The following is a 19,357-nucleotide window of genomic DNA, read 5'->3' on the forward strand; positions in this document are numbered from 1 at the left end:
GATTAAATGGGTTGTATTTGATGCCTCTTGGCTTGTTTAATCAAATTATTTATGGAATGTGGCCGAATGAAAGGACTTCCTGCATTGATACGTGGGATTTGCATAGGATCCGTATCCTTCATAGTTATACCTGATTTAGTTGTAAAGGCAAACTTAACTCCTGCTTCCTGAAGATATGTAATCGTATGATCATCATAGCTTCCGAAAGGGTACGCATAGGAATCGACGGACTTTGAGCCATTCACTTCATTGAGTTTAGCAAGGCCTATACGGGTATCGTTCAGGATTCTTTGTTTGAATTCATCGTCTGTTTCTGTTATACCGTTTTGTGATATTTTGTTGGTTAACAGAGGCTTGCCATTGTTCATCGCATGCAGAGCATCCGAATGACATTGAAAATCAATACCAGCAAACTCTTTTCTCATCTTCTTAATCTCTTCTCTAGACAAAGAAGGTATCAGTGTTCCACCCGGGTTGTCCATATCTTTGGTAATCACGAAATTCACAGCAGGAATTCTCATCTTTTTGAGTATCGGGAAAGCATTGGTATAGAAGCTTTTGTAGCCATCATCAAACGTTACAAGTACCGCATTGTCGGGAATGGCCGCCCCCTCTGACTTAAAGCTTTTAAACTCATCCATGCTAATGAAATGGTAGCCTTTCCGCTGCATAGCTTCCAACTGCTTTTCGAACAGCGTTGTCGAAATCGTCACGGAGCCCTGTACTTGATCATCGATATGGTGATAAACCAGAACAACAACTTCATTTGAATAAACAACATCGTTGGCTCGAACTAAAGATGGTAAGAAATTCATGAAAGCGATTAACAAAATAAGCATACTTTTCCATAACAATTGAATCTTCATCACGTTCGCCCCACAAGTAATATATATATGAATAGATTGTCATTATATCACGAAGCTATTTCTTTGAGAATCTGTTAATAAAAATAAAATAAGCTGCTCCTTTCCTCTTTTCGAATTGTGCAAAAAAGGAAAGAAAACAGCTTATTTATAATAAAACGATGAGCGTTATACATGCACAGCGTAAGGTCCACTGAGCAGCCCGGATGCCCGATCGGCGTCTTCCTGATTTCGAAATGAAAGTCTGAGTACACCGGGAACATCTTCACGACTCTCAATAATTTGAATGTTGCTTAAATTTATTTTAGCGTTACCAAGTAAGGTGGTAATTTGGCCAATGATGCCAGGATGATCTGGAATATCTACATAAATATCGAATAAGGACGTGATCATCCCTTTTCTGCGTTCAGGCAATTGACTCCGGAACTCACCTGCAGCACGGAATTGTTCAGCGATCCCTTCGCCGTCACTTTGTTCCAGCAGCTTAATAAAGCGAGACATTTCTAGATTCCAATCCTTGAGCAGTTTAAGCAAGACGTCTTTATTGTTAACAAGAATATCGCGCCAAATCATCGGTTCACTGGAAGCGATACGCGTGATATCCCTGAAGCCGCCTGCAGCCAAATTTTGATACAACGGATTCGTTTCGTTATAGCCTCTTACTTGATTTACCAAAGCAACCGCGATAATATGCGGTAAATGGCTGATTGCACCTACGATGTCATCGTGTTCCCGGGCACCTACTTGAACAATTTGCGCCTTGGTCTTCCTCAGCAGTTCCGTCAGACGATCAACCTCAGCTTGCGGTGTACCCTCTGCCGGTGTCAGGACATAGAACGCATTTTCGAACAGGTGCGAGGAAACTGCCTCCACCCCATGACGTTCGGAACCTGCCATGGGGTGACCGCCGATAAAATAGACGTTTTCCTTGACAAAGGATGCTGCACTCTCCGTGATTGAAGCTTTAGTACTACCGACATCTGTGATGATACAACCATATTTCAAAGGAAGCTGCACGAGCTGCTGGACATATTCCTCTAACATACCAACTGGCACGCAAAGAAAAATGTAGTCTGCACCTTCTACAGCTTCAGCCATACTCGTTGTAGCCGTATCAACAACATTCCGTTTTAGAAGTTTTTCAACTGATTTCGGATTCGGCGAGTGACCGACGACTGTAAATCCTGGTTTTCCTTTATAGCATAGGGCGAGTGATCCACCGATCAGCCCTACACCGAATATCGCAATTTTCGTCAATGAAATCAACCTTTATGATTTAAATTAGGCCTGAACTGCAACCTCAGCAAGCACTTGCGTTAAAGCCGCAATGAATTTCTCATTCTGCTCGCGCGAACCAATTGTAACGCGCAGCGACGTTGGGAAGCCCAACATATGACCACCACGAATGATGATACCTCTGCGCAGCAAACCATTAAATACATCCGCTGCTGGCTTGCCAACATTCACCATGATGAAGTTACCATGTGCCGGAAATGCTTGCAAACCCATCTTGTTAAACTCTTCTGTTAAGTATTGCAAGCCAGCCGTGTTTGCTTCTCGGCAGCTTTGGATAAAATCTTGATCTTTAATTGCGGCAAGCGCAGCGGCTTGAGCAAATCTGGTCGTGTTAAAAGGTTCCCGCACTTGATTAATGGATCGAATAACATCTGGATGTCCGATCCCGTAACCAATTCGCAGAGAAGCCAACCCATAAATTTTCGAGAAAGTACGCAGCGCTATGACATTGCGGTATTGACCAATAAGTTCTATGCTATCCGGGAATTCGCCTGTCGTGTTGTACTCGCAGTAAGCTTCGTCAAGAACGACGATAACATGATCTGGAACTTTGGCCAAAAACGCCTTAATCTCCGCATCGGTATTCATCGTCCCTGTCGGATTGTTCGGGTTACAAATCCAAAGGATTTTCGTACGTTCCGTAATGGCAGCAAGCATGCCATCCAAATCATGTGTTCCTTCTTTCAAAGGAACCTCAATGGACAGAGCCCCTTCGATTTCACAGTTATGCTTGTACTGAGGGAACGTGTGTGAAGCCATAACGGATTCGTCACCTTGAACAAGGAAAGCCCGTGCCAGCATCAGAATAACTTCATCAGAACCTGCGCCAAAAATAAGCTGATTCGTTGCCACGCCAAGGGATTCAGCAACCGCTTCTGTCAATTGCACAGCTCCCCCATCAGGATACAAGCTGATGTTGGATAATTCCGCTTCTATCGCAGCTTTTACTTTGGGCGAAGAGCCGAAAGGGTTTTCGTTCGATGCCAGCTTAATCACTTCTGTCAAACCTAGCTCACGTTTCACTTCTTCAATAGGCTTACCTGGTTGATAGACAGGTAAATGTACAATCGTTTGTTTCGGTTTCATGATAGTCACCTCGTCAATTAGTTATCCGAACGTTTTAATTGTCCCACAAAGTTACGAATTTGCAAGAGTCCTTCCGGGTGTGCAGCATCAGCCTCAAGATGAGGCAGTACGTTCTCAATCGTTCGTACGATCGCACTGCCTACTACGACACCGTCACAAAGACTCTCAAAGCGCTTAACTTGCTCACGATTCGAAATACCAAAGCCGACGACAATCGGAACACTGGCTGCTTCCCGTACGGTTGCAAGGAATTCCTCAATGCCTCCGAAGAATTCGGCTCGCTCACCGGTTACGCCTAACGATGACACACAGTAAACGAATCCGCGAGCTCCAGCTGCAATTCGCTTAACGCGCTCATTGGACGTTGGTGCAACCAGCGGGATAAGATGAATCCCATTTGCTTCAGCAATCGCTCTTGTCTCACTGTCTTCCTCCAACGGAAGATCAGGAATAATGATGCCGCTGATTTCATTCTCCTGCATCGCTTTGAAAATACGTTCCAGTCCAATTTGTAACACTGGATTATAATACGTAAAAAGAATAAAAGGCAGCTTAGAACCTCTGCTTCTTGCCTGACGAGCGACGTCCATGACATCAAAAATGGAAATTTTGCGCTGTAAAGCACGTTCAGAGGAACGTTGAATCACAGGACCGTCAGCTAAAGGATCGGAATAAGGTACACCTAATTCGATCAAGTCGGCGCCTGCACGTTCCATTTCAAGAATAAGCTCAAGGGATGCTTCTAGGGAAGGATCCCCGATGGTCAAGAAAGGAATCATCGCTGTTTCTCCGCGCTCTTTGAGCTCGGCAAATCGACTATCAATACGGTTCATCGCTTATTCCCTCCCCATGTCAAGATAGCTCATGATGGATTCAACATCTTTATCGCCGCGTCCGGAAAGATTTACGATAATAATTTCATCCTTGGACATGGTAGGAGCTATTTTAACCGTTTGAGCAATGGCATGTGCACTCTCTAAGGCTGGAATGATTCCTTCCGTGCGGCTAAGCAGCTGAAGCGCGTCTAGTGCTTCCTGATCCGTTATCGGATAATACGTTGCTCGCTCGATGTCTTTGAGGTAGGAATGCTCCGGTCCAATCCCAGGATAATCCAAGCCTGCTGAGATGGAATGTGCCGGCAGAACTTGACCATACTCATCCTGCAGCAAATAGCTAAGTGAGCCTTGGAAAACACCTGGAGTTCCCTTGGTCATTGTAGCAGCATGTTCCTCGGTATGAATACCGCGGCCAGCCGCTTCCACGCCAATCAGTTTCACTGATTCGTCTTGGACGAACGGGTAGAAAATACCCATGGCGTTACTGCCCCCGCCTACGCAAGCAATGACAGCATCAGGCAATCGGCCTTCAGTTTCAAGAATTTGCTCACGTGACTCATCGCCAATGACACGTTGGAAATCACGTACCATCATGGGATAAGGATGCGGTCCTGTAACGGACCCTAGGATATAATAAGTATCCTGAACGTTGCTAACCCAGTAACGAAGCGTTTCATTACAAGCATCTTTCAGTGTACGTGTACCAGACGTAACAGGTATGACATCAGAGCCAAGCAATTTCATCCGGAAAACATTTAACTGCTGACGCTTCGTGTCTTCCTCGCCCATGAATACTTTACACTCAAATCCCATTAACGCAGCAACCGTTGCTGATGCAACACCGTGCTGCCCAGCTCCAGTTTCCGCAATAATCTTCTTCTTTCCCATCCGTTTAGCGAGAACCGCTTGCCCGATGGTGTTATTAATTTTGTGAGCACCTGTATGATTCAAATCCTCACGCTTCAAATAAATTTTGGCTCCGCCCAAGAGCTCAGAAAGTCGCTCTGCATAATAAAGCGGTGTTGGCCTGCCTGAATATTGTTTTTGTAGGTAGCGCACCTCGGCAATAAATTCAGGATCATTTTTATATTGTTCATAAGCTTCTTCAAGCTCAATCAGAGCATTCATCAACGTCTCGGGAACATAACGGCCGCCGAACTTGCCGAATCTGCCGTGCTGGTCAGGTACTTGCGTCACTTTCGAGTCACCCTTTCCACAAATGCTGTAATTTTGGCTATATCTTTTACGCCATCGGTCTCAACGCCGCTGGAAACATCTACGCCATCGGGGTAATAGGCTGTTACTAGTTGATCAACATTATCAGGTTGTAGTCCGCCTGCTACAAGCAGCGCTACTCCCGCTGAACGCGCCCACTCCTGATAAACAGGAATGCAGTCCCAAGCAAAGGTTTTGCCTGATCCTCCCCCATATACAGGGTCGAACGTATCCAATAAAACAGCATCGACAGTCCCAATATAAGGGTCAAGCTGCGCGGCTACATCCTCTAAATCGGGGATTCTGTTTTCTGTTTTGGAAATCGAAACGGATTTGAACACTTGCACCTGAAAATGTTCTCGAACCCATCGGCAAAAGTCAGGTGTTTCCTGACTATGTAACTGAACGACATCAAGTGGAACCACCTCCAGAATGTCCGTTAACTCCTCCTTGCTCGGATTAACGAATACCCCTACAGTTAGTGGGACAGACGCACCATTTGCCTCTTCTGATTTCAAAAAAGAAATCAGTTCTGCCGCCTTCTCTGCCGTGACTTGCCGCTTGCTCGGTGCGAAAACAAAACCGATATGATCTATCGGCAAATGCACGATTGATTTTAACACTTCAACGCTTTGAAGTCCACAAATTTTTACCGTTGGAACCGTCCCCACAGCCATCAAATTCGCCTCTTTCTTCTTCAACTACTTCGCCCTTTGAACCCTCGTACCCATCAGATCATGAACGGCCTGCTCAACAATAGGTTGTCGCATGAAGTGCTCACCGATTAAAACGGCTTGAGCACCAACTTGCTGTAAATAAGTCATATCTTTGACCGTAGAAATGCCACTTTCACTGACGACAGTTTTCCCTGCGGGAATGAATTGAATCAGTTCCTCTGTTGTGCCTAAGTCGGTAACAAATGTTTTCAAATTCCGATTGTTGATGCCTATCAATTGCGTATCCAGTTCCAGCGCACGTTCAAGCTCTTCACGATCATGGACCTCAACAAGTGCATCTAAACCAAGATCTTTAGCTAGCTTCAGATACTGCTTCATTTGATCTGTCGTTAAAATGGCTGCAATCAGCAAGATAGCATCGGCGCCAATCAAACGCGCTTCATAAATTTGCTTCGGATCAATGGTGAAATCTTTACGAAGTAACGGCACATTCACTGCTTTACGAACGGCTTTCAAGTACTCATTACTGCCTTGGAAGTAGTCCACATCCGTCAGAACGGAGATACAATCTGCGCCAGCCCTTTCATAGGCTTCCGCCAAAAGAACCGGTTCAAAATCATCGCGAATCAATCCTTTGGACGGGGAGGCCTTCTTCACCTCGGCAATTAAACCCATTTCACGGTTTTTCCGTGTAGTTAACGCTTGTTCAAAGCCTAAACAAGGAGACATGTCCGAGATTAACCTCTCAGCATCCTTGATTGAAAAGCTGCTCATCGCTTCAACCTCTGCCCGCTTAGTGGCAACAATTTTATCAAGAAACATGGCAAAGTTCTCCTGTATATTGGATTAATTCATTCAATTTTTGTTCCGCACGACCGGAATCAATGACGTCAGACCGCTAATTTCACACCCTGTTGAAGGGTTCCGACTTGCCCAGTCACATAGAAGCAGGCTGCAGCATTTGCAAGTACGATATCGCGGTAAGGTCCCTTCTCGCCAGCAAAAATATGACGAATGATTTCAGCGTTTAATATCGCATCTCCACCCGCTACGTCTTTGATACTATGTGAGCGTAAGCCAAGTTCATCCGGAGTAATGAGATAAGTACGAATGGTGTCAGCTTTCAGTTCCGTTACTTTCGTAGGCGCTGATATGCTGAACTCATCCAAGCCATCCTCGCTTGCTACAACCAAAGCTCGTTTCAGTCCAAGGGCTTGCAGCGCTTGCGCAATTAACTCAGTCTTCGTGCTGTCGAATACACCAAGCACTTGACGGTCAGCGCCCGCTGGATTAGTTAATGGCCCAAGCAAGTTGAATACGGTTCTGAAGCCTAGCTCACGCCGAGGTGCCGCTACATGCTTCATGGATTGATGGTACGCCTGGGCAAACATGAAGCAGATGCCTGTTCTGTCTAAGCATTTAGCCGCTTGCTCTCCGCTTAACGTAATCTTCACACCTAGAGCTTCTAGGACGTCTGCGCTTCCGCTTTTGCTCGACATCGCCCGATTGCCATGTTTCGCTACGCGAATCCCCCCAGCAGATGCGACGATCGCTGCCGTTGTGGAGATATTGAACGTTTCTGCCCCATCTCCGCCAGTTCCGCATGTATCCAGCAGATCATTCTGGCGTACATTGACCTGAACCGCTTTGCTCCGCATCGCTTCAGCGAAGCCCGTAATCTCCTCCAGCGTCTCTCCCTTGATTCGAAGTGCGGTAAGCAGACTGCCGATTTGAGCCTGAGTCGCAGCACCATCCATGATTTCTGACATGACGCCGCGCGCTTCCTCACGCGACAAATGACTACCGCTAACGACTTTCCCGAGCGCTTGCTGTATATGAATAAGTCCACTCATGACTAGAGTCTCCTCTCCTTCTCTTCCTTAAGAGTTTACAAAGTAATCTTTGTTAATATCGCTAACTGGTCTAGGCTCTGGGCTGAACATAGCCTCTGCCATCCGAATTGATTTGAGCAAAGCTGTCGCTTTATTTACCGTCTCTTGGTATTCACTTTCAGGAACTGAATCCCATACAATACCGGCTCCGGCTTGCACGTAGGCTTTGCCTTTTTTGAAAATAATCGTACGGATCGTAATGCAAGTGTCCAAATTCCCCGAAAATCCTAAGTAACCAATCGCTCCGGCATAAGCACCGCGAGATTCTGGCTCCAGCTCAGCAATAATCTCCATCGCTCTCAGTTTCGGCGCTCCAGACACCGTCCCTGCAGGCATACAGGAAAGAAAAGCATCGAAGAAATCTTTGTCTTTTGCAATTTTACCAGAAACGTTTGAAACGATATGCATGACGTGTGAATACCGTTCAATGTCCATGAAAGTATCGCACTTCACAGTTCCGAATTCGGATACACGTCCGATGTCATTGCGACCTAAGTCCACCAGCATCAAGTGTTCAGCGCGTTCTTTCTCATCTGCGAGCAATTCTTTTTCCAGGGCAAGATCTTCTTCTGGTGTCTTCCCTCTAGGTCTTGTACCCGCAATTGGGCGCGTCTCTACTTTCTCTTCTTCAACGCGAACCAACAGCTCCGGCGATGTGCCAACGACGACTTCATCATCCATTTTGAGCACGTACATATAGGGAGAAGGATTCATCGTACGCAGTACTCGATACACTTGCAGAGGTGAAACATTCGTTTCCATTTCAAAACGCTGCGACAACACGACTTGGAAAATATCACCGGCTCTAATGTATTCCTTCGCTTTATTCACATTGGCGATATACTTTTCTTTCGTTATGTTGGATCGAATATCGCCGAGATCCGGTTCAGACACAATCGGATTGTGAGTCATCGTATCGGACCCAAGTGGACGCTTAATCTTCTCGATGGTGGCATCAATTTTCTCACAAGTCGCATGATACACTTTTACAATCTCAGCATCCGTAGCAAAAGGTTGAACATGCACATTTGCAATCACTTTGATCTGCTGTTTGAAATGATCGAACACAATGACTTGATCGCAGAACATGAATTGAATGTCATTCATTTGTAAGTCATCAATTTGATGAGCAGGGAGATTCTCGTAGTACTGAAGCAAATCGTATCCGAAGAACCCGACAGCACCGCCTGTAAAACGTGGCAAGTCCGCAAGCTGAGGACTGGAGTAGGATCTTAGATAGGCTTTCAACACATCGATTGGTTTCTCGTCTAAAACCTTATTCTCGGTTTGTGTTTCAACCATGGTCTTCCCATGCTTCGCTTTAATCATCAAGAAGGGATCGCTGCCGATAAAAGAATATCGGGCCCATTTCACGCCGCCCTCAACACTTTCTAAGAGGAATGCACGCGGTTCTTGGTAAAGGTGTTGAAATACACGTATCGGGGTTTCAGTATCTGCTAACAAATGACGTACGACAGGAATGAGATTATAATTTTTGGCCAAACGAATAACTTCTTGAATTTCAGGTGTATACATGGAAACATCCCCTCTCAGCTTGTGCGACTCGTCGATCTCAGTGGTGCAGAAAGCTCTATTCGAATGACAAAAAAACCTCTACCGAAGTAGAGGTTGCTTTAGTTAAAGTAGAAGTTCAATGGAATATGAAAAAAGAAGCCATGGCTATGTATGAACAAACAGACGCCCTCGAATAGAGTCGCTCTTATCTTCATACAAACCTATGTTACCTTTTCTCATCTCAACTGGGCTAAGCTCTACTCGACTAAATGCTTCTCTACTTACCTAAACTCATCTACTCACACTATACTACCGTGTTGCTTCATTTGTCAATTTAACAATATCAGGTCGCAGCGCCTTAGCTTCTTTCAAGTAAATATGGTTGATCTCAGCTTGGCTTTTGGTTGTGTTCACCTGCACCATTAAACGGATACATTTGGGCAATGCGTTCTCAACCGGTACTTCCAGTGAACACATTAATGGGACTAATTCCCAACCTACCATCGTGCGGATCGCACGGGCAGGGAATGTTGCCGTAATATCTTCTGTTACTGTAATGAAAACTGAACAAATATCTTCTGGACGAAAATCATTGGCATCTACAATTGCTGCAAGCAGTTCACCGGTAGCGGTTAAAATCTCCTGAGACTCATTGTGTTCAACCGTCGTCGCTCCACGAATTCCCCTTAAGAACATCGGCTAACTCTCCCCTTTTAAAAGCTCAACAATTTGTCTGACTTGCTCTACCGTAACATCCTTACGGATTTCTACTTTACCGATTTCCGTTGGGATGATGTAGACCATTGTGCCTTCTTTGAATTTCTTATCATGCATCATCGCGCTCATGATGCTATCCGTATCCAAATGAGACGGAATGCTGACGGGCAATCCATATTTCTCGAAAAGCGCCTTCGTCACCATGTGGATGTCCTCGGAATAACCGAACTGCTGAGCTAATTTTGCAGCCCCCACCATACCGATTGCTATCGCTTCACCATGCAGTAGCTCGCCATAACCAGCGACTGCTTCCAAGGCGTGACCAATCGTATGACCGAGATTCAAGATGGCACGCAAATCATTCTCACGCTCATCTTGAGAAACAACGATAGACTTGACTTTACAACCTATGTAAAGCGCATAACTGAGCGCTTCCGGATCTAAGGCAAGCAGCTTCTCCGCATTGTCGTCGCACCACTGCGTGAATGCAGCATCCCAGATCAAGCCATGCTTGATTACTTCCGAGAGGCCCGCTTTCACCTCGCGAGGCGGCAATGTTAGCAGCAAGTCGATGTCGAAGAGAACGAGCTCGGGCTGGTGGAACGCCCCGATGATGTTCTTCGCCATCGGATGGTTGACCGCGACCTTGCCGCCGACGGAACTGTCGTGGGCAAGGATCGTTGTCGGGATCTGCGCGAAGCGGATCCCGCGCATGAAGCTCGCCGCAGCGAAGCCGGCGAGATCGCCGACCACGCCTCCTCCGAGGGCGACGATCGCAGAACTGCGATCGAGGCCCGCCTGGAGGGCGGTGGTGACAATTCCCTCGAGCTGCGCGAGGGATTTGGTGGTTTCGCCTGCGGGCACGACGCAGGCCGTGGCGGCGAAGCCGCCCTCACGGAGCAGCGTCATGACGCGCTCCAGGTGCAGCGCAGCCACCGATTCATCGGTGACGACGAGTAGCGGCGACTTGCGGCTAAGCTTCGCCCGGTCAAACAGAGCCGTGATATCATTAAGAATGCCTTGGCCGATATAAATAGGATAAGACCGTTCTCCAAGATCTACGGTGAGCTCTCTCATATTAGTAGCTCTCCACTTGGGCTAAGAAATTGGTTAAGTTCGCACGAATTTCCTCGATGGAGTCTCCTCCAAATTTGTCCAAGAAAGCATTTGCTACTTCCCAAGCAATTACATTCTCCATAATTACTCCTGCAGCTGGGACCGCACAAGTGTCAGAACGCTCCACTTGAGCTGTGAATACTTCCTTCGTATCAATATCTACGCTTTGCAGCGGTTTATAAAGTGTCGAGATGGGTTTCATGACACCACGAACGATGATTTGCTCACCCGTTGTCATTCCGCCCTCGAATCCGCCTGCGCGATTCGTTCTGCGACTAAAGCCATCTTCTTTTGTGTATAAAATTTCGTCATGAACATTGGAGCCTCTACGCTCTGCAGCCTCGAAGCCGATTCCGAATTCAACACCTTTGAAGGCTTGAATGGAAAGAACCGCTTGCGCGATTTTACCATCCAGCTTACGATCCCATTGTACATGGCTGCCAAGCCCTACAGGAACGCCTTCTATGATAACTTCAACGATCCCGCCAAGTGTATCTCCATCTTCCTTGGCTGCGTCGATCGCGGCGATCATTTTGGCTTCTGCCTCTTTATCAACTACACGTACCGGAGATTCTTCTGTGATGCGAATAAGTTCATCGACTGGAAGCTCTTGACGCTCTACTTCTACATCACCGATACGGATAACTTGTCCTGCTACTTTAATGCCGAACTCAGCCAACAATTGGCGTGCTACAGCGCCTGTTGCTACACGCATCGTTGTTTCACGCGCACTTGAACGCTCAAGAATGTTGCGCAAATCTTTTTGATTATATTTGAGTCCGCCGTTTAAATCCGCATGTCCCGGACGAGGACGGTTTACACGACGCTTGCCTTCATTATCCTCTTCTACCGGCTCAATTCCCATTACCGTTGTCCAATGCTTCCAGTCGTTATTAACTACAACAAGCGCGATTGGAGCTCCTGTGGTTTTGCCATGGCGTACTCCGCCTGCAATGGTTGCTGTATCTTTCTCAATCTGCATCCGACGACCGCGGCCATAGCCTTTTTGGCGTCTATGTAATTGGAAGTTCAAATCCTCAAAGTTTAGAGTTACATTGCTTGGAAACCCTTCAATAATCGCAGTCAGCTGCGGGCCGTGCGTTTCACCTGCTGTTAAATATCTCACTATCTGTTACCCCCTATGAGTTTTGCGAAGCATCACAAGCTTCGTAAGCATACACTTTTGAGTATTACGAAATAATACTAACCTCGTAAGTATTAACTATAATGATTGGCTTAGCAATACGAACTTCATAAGCATCCGCTTTTAAGATGTTGCTTTTATTAAACACTTTAGCGCTTTGACGCGCGATTATCTTTTGTCATTATAGTATAGGTACTCGGGTTTGGCAACAGCACAAACGCAAAAACACGCTTCGCACGTAAGGGAGAATCCCCTTAGCGAGAGCGTGTCTACATCTAGTCATGAGCAAAGATTACCCGTGCATAGGCTGCTTTTGGACGACCCTTGGGAGTTCGGAGAGCTGTGGATCATTCATGAGACCCACGATCTGTGACGAGTCCACACCCAAAATCTGCGCACATTCCTGAATGGAGATCATTCCCCTGCGATAAGCGGTAATCACTTTGCGTTTGTCCATAATTGCCTCCTAAGAGATATTGCCTTAGCAATAACTTGCATCGTACATCTTAGTATTGGAATTAATGGAAGATCTTATACACCCTTTTTGCGATAAAAGAAAGTGTCTGCAGGTTCTAGATCATATTGTCCTGGAGAGAATATTTGCTCTGTAGACCCAACGAACAATAAACCGCCTGGTTTCAGCGCTTTAGAAAATTTCTGGTACAGGAGATGCTTTGCATCTTCCGTGAAGTAAATGATCACATTACGGCAAACGATGAGATCATACCCTGTATCAAATGTATCGACAAGCAGGTTTTGCTTTTGAAATTTAATAGATTTTTTCAGATCGTCCGTAATATGATACATCATTTGTTCTTGTCGGAAATATTTCTTTGCATACTTCTCAGGCACATCTCGCAATGAACGATCGAGGTAAATCGCTTTGCGTGCTTTTTCCAAGGCGCCATCATCAATATCCGTCGCATGTAGATGGGCATCATTAAGCGCCCCCTGTTCTGCCAGTATCATCGCTAGCGTATAAGGCTCTTCCCCTGTTGAACAAGCCGCACTCCATACCTTCAAGCGTCTGTTCTTCTTCAACATCTCGGGTACAAATTTCTGCTCAACGAGCTCCCAACGATTCGGATTCCTCCAGAACTCAGAAACATTAATCGTCATACGATCCAAAAATTCATAGAATAGTTCTTTATCCTTCATCATCGCATCAAAAAAAGCGACAAACGTATTATAACCACGCTTCATTCGTAGAGTTGTTAAACGTCTTTTCATTTGCGCTTCTTTATAAAGAGCAAGATCAATGGACGTGTGTTCTTTTACTTTTTTAATAAATAACAAAAAATCTTGATCTTCCATGCTGTCCACCCACCTTGGTCAATTTCTGTTAACATACATTCTGTAAGCAAATGCCAATATCCTTTATAATACGACAAAAAAAAGAACCCGCATCCGTTATGATGTCAGGTTCCTTCATTGGTTGAACTAAATCCATTGTTGAATGACTTTACTGTATTCAAAAAGCTCGTCCGATTTAAAGAAATTGCTAATTTCGCGCTCAGCGCTCTCAGGTGAATCCGAACCATGAATGAGATTTAAATGCGTATGTACAGCATAATCACCACGTATAGTTCCCGGAGCAGCTTCAAGAGAATTCGTTTTCCCAATCATCGTGCGGGATAAAGCAATGACTTGTTCCCCTTGCCACACCATCGCGAATACAGGTCCAGACGTAATAAATGTCACAAGTCTTTCGAAAAAGTCTTTACCTTTATGCTCCGCATAGTGAAGTTCGGCTTGCTCTCTCGAAATAACCGTTAGCTTGCTGCCGATTAATTGAAAGCCCTTCTGTTCAAAGCGTTTTACAATTTCGCCTACAAGGCCGCGCTGTACGCCATCCGGTTTAACCATCAAGAATGTTTTTTCCATGTAAGGACTTCCTCCTTATAGTTTCCGTAAGAAAACATCTGCATAAACTTACTCTTGGTTCAATCTATGTATTCTTCACTAGTTTACACTTTTTGTCAGCTTTTCTCAAATCGAAGAACAATCCATTAATAAGAACGATTTCCGATAAAATGTGCAATTTCAATGAGATCTTTCTTGGCTTGAACATTTGGCAGCTTATCCAGAGAAGCTATGGCCTTATCAATATACTTCTGAGACAGTAAATCTGCTTTATCTATGCCTTCACTACCACGGATCATATCCAAGAATTGAGTGACATCGGTTTGTCCATCCAGCTTATGTATACGGTCTAGTTCTGATAAAAAGAGCGGCTTCAAGGATGCGTCCTGCATGGCAAGCAGAACTGGAATCGTTATGTTTCCTTGTTTGACATCGCTGCCCGGCGGTTTCCCTATTTGCTTTTCCGTGCCAATTAAATCCAGAATATCATCCCGTATTTGAAACGCCATACCTACGTTATATCCAAAAGCATACAGCTTGTTGCTTATCCAATCAGGTGCATCAGTTGCCATGGCCCCTAATTGGCATGAAATGGCAATAAGTAATGCCGTTTTACGTCTAATCCGTAATAGGTAATCTCGAATGGTTTGCTCTGAGTGGAAAAAGAAACGAATTTGCTCCATTTCCCCAATTGACATCTCCACAATGGCCTTAGACATAATTTGATGGACTGCCGGCTTATGAATTTGAGTAATGACCCCTAAAGCTTTGGCAAAAATATAATCCCCTGTGAACATGGCAATCCGATTATCCCACTTGGATCGGACCGTCAATTGTCCGCGTCTTGTGTTTGCATCGTCAATCACATCATCATGAACAAGCGATGCCATATGTATGAGCTCGAGCGGTACCGCGACATGCTTCATCGTTTGGAGCCGATAGCTGCCAAACTCGCCTGAAAGGAGAACAAAGACGGGGCGAATCCGCTTTCCTCCCGCTTTCAGTAAATGCATAGAGGTTTCCCGCAGCATCGCATGATCTGTATACACGCTTTCCTCGAGCTCTTTTTCAATTGCAGCTATATCCTTTTTCTTTCTTGTATAGATTTCCATTAGATTTTTCATTCTGTCACCCGTGCGTTCATTTTCTCTGACCATAAACCAATACTTACCGGCTTCGGCAGGAAACCAAGCTCATAACAGTACTTGTAATACGTAGCAAGTCCTTCCCATTGTTCCGATGCAAAATCATAACATAGCGTATGAAAATAATGATGCCAATACTGCGATGTCCCACCAACTGTACTTTGTGCTTCGCGGATCATTTCTTCCGGATTTTTGTGTGCTTTGGCTTTACTTGCCATGAAAGCCTCAAAAGCAGCTGCAACTAATAACGGATACTTCTCGGTTGTCTCTCTTCGAATCGCCCATACGGCAAATGACATCCATTGTCCCGTCCATTTGGCCCATTCTTGCCCAAGATCTGTAATCATATACGTTTTATTGCGCCAACTCTCTTTAATCGCATCGTCTCCGATCAATAAAGCCCCATCTGCTTTTTCCATCATCTTTTCTAAATTAGGTTTCGCATATTCATATGTCGGGTTCCCATTATAGAATTTTTGGAGAATGATTTTGAGTAAATTCACTGATGTAGCTGAGGTTGTAGGCAACATAATATGCCCATTCGCAATTTCACGTAACGGCTTTTCATGGAACAATAAAATGGAATTCACTTCTCCATAGGCGCTAACGGAAAGATCCGGGTAAAGCACGTAATTTTCAAAGGATTCTCCGTAAGCAAAGGAAGAAATAGGCCCCATGTCAATGTTACCAGCAGCCATTTCTTGATTAAGGGATGTTGGGACTTGTTCAATAATGTCGACCTCAGAGCTGTTCATAAGTTCGGGAAAGTAATAGTAGATCGGCCAAACGTTCGTATAATTAATCCGGCCAATTCGTAGTTTAGGGTCTAGGTTGCTCATTGTTATCTCCCCATCTTCGGTACAAGGAATGTTCAATGTCCATGCTATCCAGCACTTTACCCACCAAAAAATCGACCATTTCATCGATAGAACGCGGACGATTATAAAAGGCCGGCATTGCCGGGAGCATGCGTACCCCCATTCTTGACAAGGTTAGCATGTTCTCCAAATGTATGGCGTGCAATGGCGTTTCCCTTGGAACCAGGATTAATTTTCTTCCTTCTTTGAGCATGACATCCGCTGTTCGCTCCAATAAATTATCAGATGAACCATGAGCGATCCCTGATAAAGTTCCCATTGAGCAAGGAATCACAACCATGCCCTTGGTCCGAAAAGAACCACTTGCGACGGTTGCCCCAATATCAGCAATTGGATGATAGTCAAATGAGCCTGCGCGGCCGCCAAAATGTTCCTGCAGCATCTCTTGACGTTTGCCTGCGTTCCAATCCAATTCGTCATGCAGTACTCTCCAGCCTGCATCCGTAACGATTAGATGAACATTTAAGCCTTGATCCAGCAGTACTTGGCTGAGCCGCACACCATAGATAGCACCACTAGCTCCAGTAATCCCTACTACCCAATTGCCGCTCATGAATGTTGACTCACTAACACATCAAGTAAGGTGAAGGCAAACATCACTAAGCTCAGTACACCGTTCATCGTGAAAAACGCTGTGTTCAATTTGGACAAGTCTTGCGGTGAGACAAGTCGATGTTCTTTGTACAAAATAAAATAAGCGATAACGAGTCCAATTAAATAGAACCAACTCAAATGTGTAATGAAAAACAATGTGACTAGACCAACTGCTGTAAGAACATGGAGGACACGAGCGGTATTCAAGGCAGCCTTAATCCCGAATCGGCTTGGTAAGGAATGAAGACCTTCATTCCGATCAAACTCGGCATCTTGACAAGCATAAATCAAATCGAAACCTGCGCTCCAACATACTACTGTCAAGTAAAAAATAATCGAAGACCATGTAAATTGACCGGTTACGGCAACCCAGCCTCCAAGTGGAGCTAATCCTAAGGTCAAACCTAAGACAAAGTGACAAGTCCATGTAAACCTTTTGGTGTACGAGTAAAAGACAAGAAAAAACACTGCAATTGGCAGCAGTTTCATGGATAAAGAGCTTAAATTAGAGGTTGCCCAGAAAAGCATCGCAAACGAGATAATGATATAAATAATAACCTGTTGAATAGAAATAAGACCCGCGGGTATGGCTCGATTCTCCGTCCTTGGATTTCTTTTATCAATGGCTTTATCAATCACACGATTCAAGGCCATCGCTGAAGTTCTCGCTCCAACCATCGCAAGCGTAATCCAACCGATCTGGGCCCAGCTAGGCAGATGTCCATTTAATACGACTGAGCCTAGAATGGCTCCCATGAAGGCAAAAGGCAAGGCAAACACACTGTGCTCAAATTTAATCATTTCCAAAAATATTTTCAATTTAGTAAACATAGCTGACTACACTCCTGATTTCGTTTTCCCCTTAGTACCTATATGCAAGGCAGCAACCCCACCTGTTAATGGGTACGCCTCTACATGCTCCAATCCTTGTTTCGTAAAAATAGCGGCTAACTGTTTATGGTCTGGAAAATGGATTAATGATTCCGGTAGCCACTTGTACTGCTCGTACTTCTTTACAATTAGCTTGCCCAAAAAAGGCAGTACACGTTGAAAATAAAAATAATAAATGGACTTGAACGGCTGCCAAGTTGGTTTGGAGAGCTCTAGAGACACAACTAGCCCTCCGGGCTTAACGACACGTTGCATTTCACGGATGACCTGCTCCAAATCGGGTACATTACGAAGAGCAAATCCGATCGTTGCGTAATCAAACGTGTTGTCGTCAAACGGAAGACTCATCGCATTGCCTTGAATGAGCTCAATCTGCTGATCCAAGTGAAGCTGCTTGATTTTCTCTGCACCGTAATCCAGCATGTTTTGGCTAAAATCCAGCCCAACCATTTTACCGCTTCCACTTGCCTGAGCGAGACTGATCGTCCAGTCGCATGTGCCGCAGCACAGGTCGATAGCTGTTTCACCCGGCTGAACGTTCATCTTCTTCATTGTGAATTTACGCCATGCTTTATGCCTACGGAAGCTTAGGATACTATTCATAAGATCATATTTGGGCGCAATACTTTCAAAGACAGAGTGAACGAACTCTTCTTTGGTTTTGGTCGTATTTGTTTTGCTATTTGTTTTTGTCATATTCATCTGGATGTCACCTCAAATTTCTTCTAGCACTTTGGGCTGCTTCGCTGAGAATCGAAGAAACGGCTCTCCAATGTGAAACAGTTCACTTATTAGTTTATCCGATTCAAGTTGCTGTACTTTGGACTGCAGCTGCTTGGTGTGGGAGTCCAGCATCTGATAAAGCTGCGAAGTAATATTATATTTATGAATGAGTGTACGAAGTCTGGTTTGATCGGATTCATCCACATGCAGTTGCTTCCGTTCTTCCTTCGTACCATGCTGAAGAATGTGCCAGAATCCCCAGCTGTCCCTGAAATTCGCCGCAGATTCTAAGCGGAAAATCTCTTCAAAAATAACCTCACACTTGGCATAGCTTCTCAAAATATCCGGCCATGCTTGATCATACACCTCAGTCATAAAGTCAGAGAAAGACAAAAACAGCTGAGATTTAATTTCCACGGTTAGGTGGATGTAATCTTCTGCCGTCAATTTCAATTGCTTCATTTTCATGTAGATATTCATCTTGAGCCGGTTGACTTCACAGATTGCATTCGACAATTGTTTAATCATCTCGATCTGGCCTGCCTGTGCAAGGAGATTGTAAAAGCGGGAACTGAAATAATCCCCTGCAAGAACTTTTAATTGCCTAGATCTTGCTGCCTTTTTCTCTTTGACATCATTAGATGCTGTAACCAAATCATGGGTATCAAGCGCTAGTTGAACAAGCGACGTAGCTAGCGTATACAACTCGCTTGAAGAACTGAACTTACTGTTTCCGTTCAAGAATGCAAACAACAGACGTGTGCGAAGCTCCGGAAAATCGGGCAAGTCTGTGTGATTTTGAATCATATCATACTCTGTGTATTGCTTAGCGATCTCTGGGATCCGATAAGAATTCATGCAAAAGCCTCCGTAACCGTGTGCCAAATCATTTATGTTCAAAACATG

At 45.0% G+C, this 19,357-nt stretch carries 20 protein-coding genes and 1 pseudogene; all 21 read right to left on the reverse strand.

The annotated features are described in order from the left end of the window. Positions 1–2: 2 nt before the first annotated feature. The 21 genes and pseudogenes from ACBP55_RS23460 to ACBP55_RS23560 all read right to left on the reverse strand — a co-directional run bounded on the left by ACBP55_RS23460 (position 3) and on the right by ACBP55_RS23560 (position 19,309). Positions 3–866: a polysaccharide deacetylase family protein gene (locus ACBP55_RS23460; RefSeq protein WP_464645334.1), complete on the reverse strand. Its 864-nt coding sequence runs from the start codon at positions 864–866 to the stop codon at positions 3–5. 165 nt (positions 867–1,031) lie between these two features. Further along, complete coding sequence (locus ACBP55_RS23465) at positions 1,032–2,120, reverse strand: prephenate dehydrogenase (protein WP_464645336.1); 1,089 nt, start codon at positions 2,118–2,120, stop codon at positions 1,032–1,034. 24 nt (positions 2,121–2,144) lie between these two features. Beyond that, complete coding sequence (gene hisC, locus ACBP55_RS23470) at positions 2,145–3,245, reverse strand: histidinol-phosphate transaminase (protein ID WP_464645338.1); 1,101 nt, start codon at positions 3,243–3,245, stop codon at positions 2,145–2,147. Positions 3,246–3,262: 17 nt separating this feature from the next. Then, positions 3,263–4,078 carry a tryptophan synthase subunit alpha gene (gene trpA / locus ACBP55_RS23475; RefSeq protein WP_464645340.1) on the reverse strand — a complete coding sequence of 272 codons (816 nt, stop codon included), beginning with the start codon at positions 4,076–4,078 and terminating at the stop codon, positions 3,263–3,265. Positions 4,079–4,081: 3 nt separating this feature from the next. Continuing rightward, the gene (gene trpB / locus ACBP55_RS23480) at positions 4,082–5,278 is read right to left on the reverse strand and encodes a tryptophan synthase subunit beta (protein WP_464645342.1); all 1,197 of its coding nucleotides are present in this window, start codon (positions 5,276–5,278) and stop codon (positions 4,082–4,084) included. Next, positions 5,275–5,973: a phosphoribosylanthranilate isomerase gene (locus ACBP55_RS23485; RefSeq protein ID WP_464653392.1), complete on the reverse strand. Its 699-nt coding sequence runs from the start codon at positions 5,971–5,973 to the stop codon at positions 5,275–5,277. The genes trpB and ACBP55_RS23485 overlap by 4 nt, the downstream gene beginning before the upstream one ends. A gap of 24 nt (positions 5,974–5,997) precedes the next feature. Continuing rightward, a complete protein-coding gene (gene trpC / locus ACBP55_RS23490) occupies positions 5,998–6,795 on the reverse strand; it encodes an indole-3-glycerol phosphate synthase TrpC (protein ID WP_464645344.1) in 798 nt (265 codons plus the stop codon). Continuing rightward, positions 6,785–7,826, reverse strand: a pseudogene (gene trpD, locus ACBP55_RS23495) (anthranilate phosphoribosyltransferase). Before trpD ends, trpC begins: the two are co-directional and overlap by 11 nt. Positions 7,827–7,853: 27 nt before the next feature. Next, positions 7,854–9,401, reverse strand: a complete 1,548-nt coding sequence (gene trpE, locus ACBP55_RS23500; RefSeq protein ID WP_464645345.1) for an anthranilate synthase component I — start codon at positions 9,399–9,401, stop codon at positions 7,854–7,856. 288 nt (positions 9,402–9,689) lie between these two features. Next, the gene (gene aroH / locus ACBP55_RS23505; protein ID WP_464645347.1) at positions 9,690–10,076 is read right to left on the reverse strand and encodes a chorismate mutase; all 387 of its coding nucleotides are present in this window, start codon (positions 10,074–10,076) and stop codon (positions 9,690–9,692) included. Between the two features lie 3 nt (positions 10,077–10,079). Further along, positions 10,080–11,174 carry a 3-dehydroquinate synthase gene (gene aroB, locus ACBP55_RS23510; protein ID WP_464645349.1) on the reverse strand — a complete coding sequence of 365 codons (1,095 nt, stop codon included), beginning with the start codon at positions 11,172–11,174 and terminating at the stop codon, positions 10,080–10,082. A 1-nt stretch (position 11,175) separates the two neighbouring features. Continuing rightward, entirely contained in the window at positions 11,176–12,339 is a 1,164-nt protein-coding gene (gene aroC, locus ACBP55_RS23515) for a chorismate synthase (RefSeq protein WP_464645351.1), read from the reverse strand. Between the two features lie 310 nt (positions 12,340–12,649). Further along, positions 12,650–12,814, reverse strand: a complete 165-nt coding sequence (locus tag ACBP55_RS23520) for a hypothetical protein (protein WP_164826741.1) — start codon at positions 12,812–12,814, stop codon at positions 12,650–12,652. Between the two features lie 74 nt (positions 12,815–12,888). Then, the gene (locus ACBP55_RS23525) at positions 12,889–13,671 is read right to left on the reverse strand and encodes a CheR family methyltransferase (RefSeq protein ID WP_464645353.1); all 783 of its coding nucleotides are present in this window, start codon (positions 13,669–13,671) and stop codon (positions 12,889–12,891) included. Between the two features lie 126 nt (positions 13,672–13,797). Further along, positions 13,798–14,241: a nucleoside-diphosphate kinase gene (gene ndk, locus ACBP55_RS23530; RefSeq protein WP_029193017.1), complete on the reverse strand. Its 444-nt coding sequence runs from the start codon at positions 14,239–14,241 to the stop codon at positions 13,798–13,800. A gap of 125 nt (positions 14,242–14,366) precedes the next feature. Then, positions 14,367–15,344, reverse strand: coding sequence for a polyprenyl synthetase family protein (locus ACBP55_RS23535; protein ID WP_464645356.1), 978 nt, complete (start codon positions 15,342–15,344; stop codon positions 14,367–14,369). Further along, positions 15,341–16,204, reverse strand: coding sequence for a menaquinone biosynthetic enzyme MqnA/MqnD family protein (locus ACBP55_RS23540; RefSeq protein ID WP_464645358.1), 864 nt, complete (start codon positions 16,202–16,204; stop codon positions 15,341–15,343). Before ACBP55_RS23540 ends, ACBP55_RS23535 begins: the two co-directional genes overlap by 4 nt. Further along, positions 16,185–16,796 (reverse strand): UbiX family flavin prenyltransferase, encoded by a 612-nt coding sequence (locus tag ACBP55_RS23545; protein ID WP_173184553.1) that lies wholly within the window; start codon positions 16,794–16,796, stop codon positions 16,185–16,187. Before ACBP55_RS23545 ends, ACBP55_RS23540 begins: the two co-directional genes overlap by 20 nt. Then, positions 16,793–17,668, reverse strand: a complete 876-nt coding sequence (locus ACBP55_RS23550; RefSeq protein WP_464645360.1) for a UbiA-like polyprenyltransferase — start codon at positions 17,666–17,668, stop codon at positions 16,793–16,795. Before ACBP55_RS23550 ends, ACBP55_RS23545 begins: the two co-directional genes overlap by 4 nt. 6 nt (positions 17,669–17,674) lie before the next feature. Next, positions 17,675–18,424, reverse strand: coding sequence for a demethylmenaquinone methyltransferase (locus ACBP55_RS23555; RefSeq protein WP_029193012.1), 750 nt, complete (start codon positions 18,422–18,424; stop codon positions 17,675–17,677). Positions 18,425–18,442: 18 nt separating this feature from the next. Further along, positions 18,443–19,309: a heptaprenyl diphosphate synthase component 1 gene (locus tag ACBP55_RS23560; protein ID WP_464645361.1), complete on the reverse strand. Its 867-nt coding sequence runs from the start codon at positions 19,307–19,309 to the stop codon at positions 18,443–18,445. Between the last annotated feature and the right edge of the window lie 48 nt (positions 19,310–19,357).

This window comes from Paenibacillus sp. WG02 (assembly GCF_055396115.1).